At 65.2% G+C, this 3,213-nt stretch carries 2 protein-coding genes; both read left to right on the top strand.

Features of this window, described 5'->3' with window-relative positions; translation table 11 throughout:
• The coding region (locus Q0349_RS11200) for a phosphoribosylformylglycinamidine synthase (RefSeq protein WP_298081049.1) at positions 1-2,606 on the top strand (2,606 nt) is incomplete at its 5' end.
• Positions 2,607-2,685: 79 nt separating this feature from the next.
• On the top strand, positions 2,686-3,213 hold a 528-nt coding region (locus Q0349_RS11195), incomplete at its 3' end, for a class I tRNA ligase family protein (protein ID WP_366916322.1).

Here is a 3,213-nt window from a genome sequence, read left to right as displayed (position 1 = left end):
GCAAGCTCCCCCAGCGCAAGCTCGTCACCACGGCGGCTGCGGGATATTCCTCCTACGGCAACCAGATTGGCCTCGCCACCGGGCAAATCGTTGAGTACTACCACGACGGCTTCAAGGCAAAACACATGGAAGTGGGCGCAGTCGTCGCTGCCGTCCCCACCGAAAACGTGCGCCGCGAAGAACCCGCCCCCGGCGACCTTGTATTGCTGATTGGCGGCGCGACCGGGCGCGACGGCTGCGGCGGCGCCACCGGCTCATCGCGCGCGCAACACGGCGGCTCACTGCAAGAATCCGCCGCCGAAGTACAAAAAGGCAACCCGCCGGAAGAGCGCAAACTGCAACGCCTGTTCAGAAACCCCGACTTCGCCCGCCGCATCAAGCGCTGCAACGACTTCGGCGCGGGCGGCGTCGCCGTTGCCATCGGCGAACTGGCAGACGGTCTCGACATCAACCTCGACGCCGTCCCGGTCAAATACCAAGGGCTTTCCGGCACCGAGCTTGCCATCAGCGAATCGCAAGAGCGGATGGCGGTGGTCATCGCCCCCGCAGACCTCGCTACGATGCAGGCACTCGCCGCCGCCGAAAACCTCACGGCCAGCCACGTCGCCACCGTTACCGCTGACGCAACGCTGACCATGCACTGGCAGGGCGACACCATCGTCCGCTTGAAGCGCGATTTCCTCGACAGCAACGGCGCCGCCAGCGCGCAGCACGGCGTGCGTATTGCCGAGCCGGACGACAGCGCCAGCCCGCTTGCCGTCGCCAACGACAAAAACTGGGTGGAGGCGCTCAAAGCGCAACTCGCCACCCTCGCCCACGCCGAACAAAAAGGCCTCGGCGACCGCTTCGACCACAGCGTTGGCGCCGCCTGCGTCCTCGTCCCCTACGGCGGCCGCTACCAGCGCACCCCGGCCGAAGCCAGCGTGTACCAACTGCCGACCGAAGGCAAAACCCACACCGCCTCCATCCTCGCGCACGGCTACAACCCTGCCGTCAGCGCCTGGTCGCCCTACCACGGCGGCCTGCTCGCGGTGGTGGACGCCACCGCCCGCCTCGTCGCCTGCGGCGGCAACGCCGAAGCCGCGCACTACTCGCTGCAAGAATACTTCCGCCGCATGGGCGCAGAAGCGGACAACTGGGGACAACCCTACGCCGCGCTGCTCGGCGCGCATCACGCCCTCGCCGCACTTGACCGCGCCGCCATTGGCGGCAAAGACAGCATGAGCGGCAGCTACCACAACCTGCACGTCCCGCCGACGCTGATTGCCTTCGCCGTCGCCCCGGTCGATGTGCGCCGCGTCATCAGCCCCGAATACAAGGCGAAAGACCACCAACTCTACTGGCTGCGCTGCCCGCAAGACGCGCTCGGCCGCCCCGACCTCAACGCCTTTACCGCCAACAACCGCTTTATTTACGAGGCCATCAGCGAAGGCAACGTCAAAAGCATCCGCGCCATCCGCCACGGCGGCATCCTGCAAGCCCTCTACGAAAGCGCCATCGGCAACGGCATCGGCGTCCACATCGACCGCCTCGAAGACGGCTTCAAACCCGAATACGGCGGCTACCTCATCAGCAGCGACGGCGGCCTCGGCATCGCCGACAACCTACAACACCTCGGCTTCACCACCGACAGCGGCAAACTCGAAATCAACGGCCAAAGCGCCGCCATCAAAGACCTCTACGCCATCGCCAGCCAAACACTCGCTGGCGTCTATCCGCACTACGAAAGCGTTGCCGAGACCACGCGCGTACCGCTGGCGACTGCCAAAGACGTGCAACGCCGCCCGCGTGCCGTTAGCAGCATTGCCACGCCGCGCATCTGCCTGCCCGTCTTCCCCGGCACCAACAGCGAACTCGACACCGCGCGCGCCTTCCGCAAAAACGGCGGCGAAGTCATCGAAACCGTCATCTGCAACCAACACCGCGAGGCGCTGGACGCCAGCCTGCAAGCGTTCGCCGACAACCTCGCCAACAGCCAAATCCTCGTCCTCGCCGGTGGCTTCAGCGCGGGCGACGAACCGGACGGCTCCGGCAAATACATCGCCAACGTCCTCGCCAACCCGCGCATCGCCGACGCCATCGCCGCCCTCCTGGAACGTGACGGCCTCATCCTCGGCATCTGCAACGGCTTCCAGGCGCTCATCAAAAGCGGCCTCTTGCCGAACGGCAAAATCGCCGCGCCCGCGCCGGGGGACGCCACCCTCACCCACAACCGCATTGGCCGCCACATCGCGCGCATCGCCACCACCGTCGTTGCCAACAACCACAGCCCGTGGCTCGCCGACTTCCAGATTGGCGAAGCGCACAGCGTGAATTTTTCGCACGGCGAAGGCCGCTTCACCGCCTCCGACGCCGTCTTGAAAGCGCTCATCAAAAACGGGCAAATCGCCTTCCAGTACGCCGCCCCCGGCGACCTCGCGCCGAGCATGGACCCGAAACACAACCCGAACGGCTCACTCTACGCGGTAGAAGGCATCACCAGCCCCTGCGGCCGCATCCTCGGCAAAATGGGACACAGCGAACGCCACCAGCACCACGGCCAGCAAAACTACCCCGACTTCCGCCCGCAGAACATCTTCGCCGCAGGCATCAAGGCGTTCAAATAACCGCGCGCCCGCACGGCAATAACGCTAGAATCCCGCGCTTTCTTCAAAGACTTAGAGGTAATACATGAACAACGACGGCATGGCGACCCGCTACCAGCCCGCAGAAATCGAAAACAAATGGTACAAAGTCTGGGAAGCGGGCGGGCATTTCGCGCCCACGGGCGACGGCGAACCCTACGCCATCATGATTCCGCCGCCGAACGTCACCGGCACGCTGCACATGGGGCACGCCTTCCAGGACACCATCATGGACGCGCTCATCCGCTACCAGCGCATGAACGGCCGCCGCACCCTGTGGCAGCCAGGCAGCGACCACGCGGGCATCGCCACGCAAATGGTGGTCGAGCGCCAGTTGAACGCAGCGGGCAAGACGCGGCACGATTTGGGGCGCGAAGCGTTTACCGAAAAAGTGTGGGAATGGAAAAACCAGTCCGGCGGACAAATCATGCAGCAATTGCGCCGCCTGGGCGCCTCGCTTGACTGGACGCGCGAGCGCTTCACCATGGACGACGACCTCTCGCGCGCAGTGCGCACCCTCTTTGTCCGCCTGCATGAAGACGGGCTGATTTACCGTGGCAAGCGTCTGGTGAACTGGGACCCGGTGCTG

This window comes from uncultured Cardiobacterium sp., from assembly GCF_938028185.1.
Taxonomy (GTDB): domain Bacteria; phylum Pseudomonadota; class Gammaproteobacteria; order Cardiobacteriales; family Cardiobacteriaceae; genus Cardiobacterium.
The sequence above is the reverse complement of the archived record's forward strand: the minus strand, read 5'-3'. Positions and strand labels throughout refer to the sequence as shown.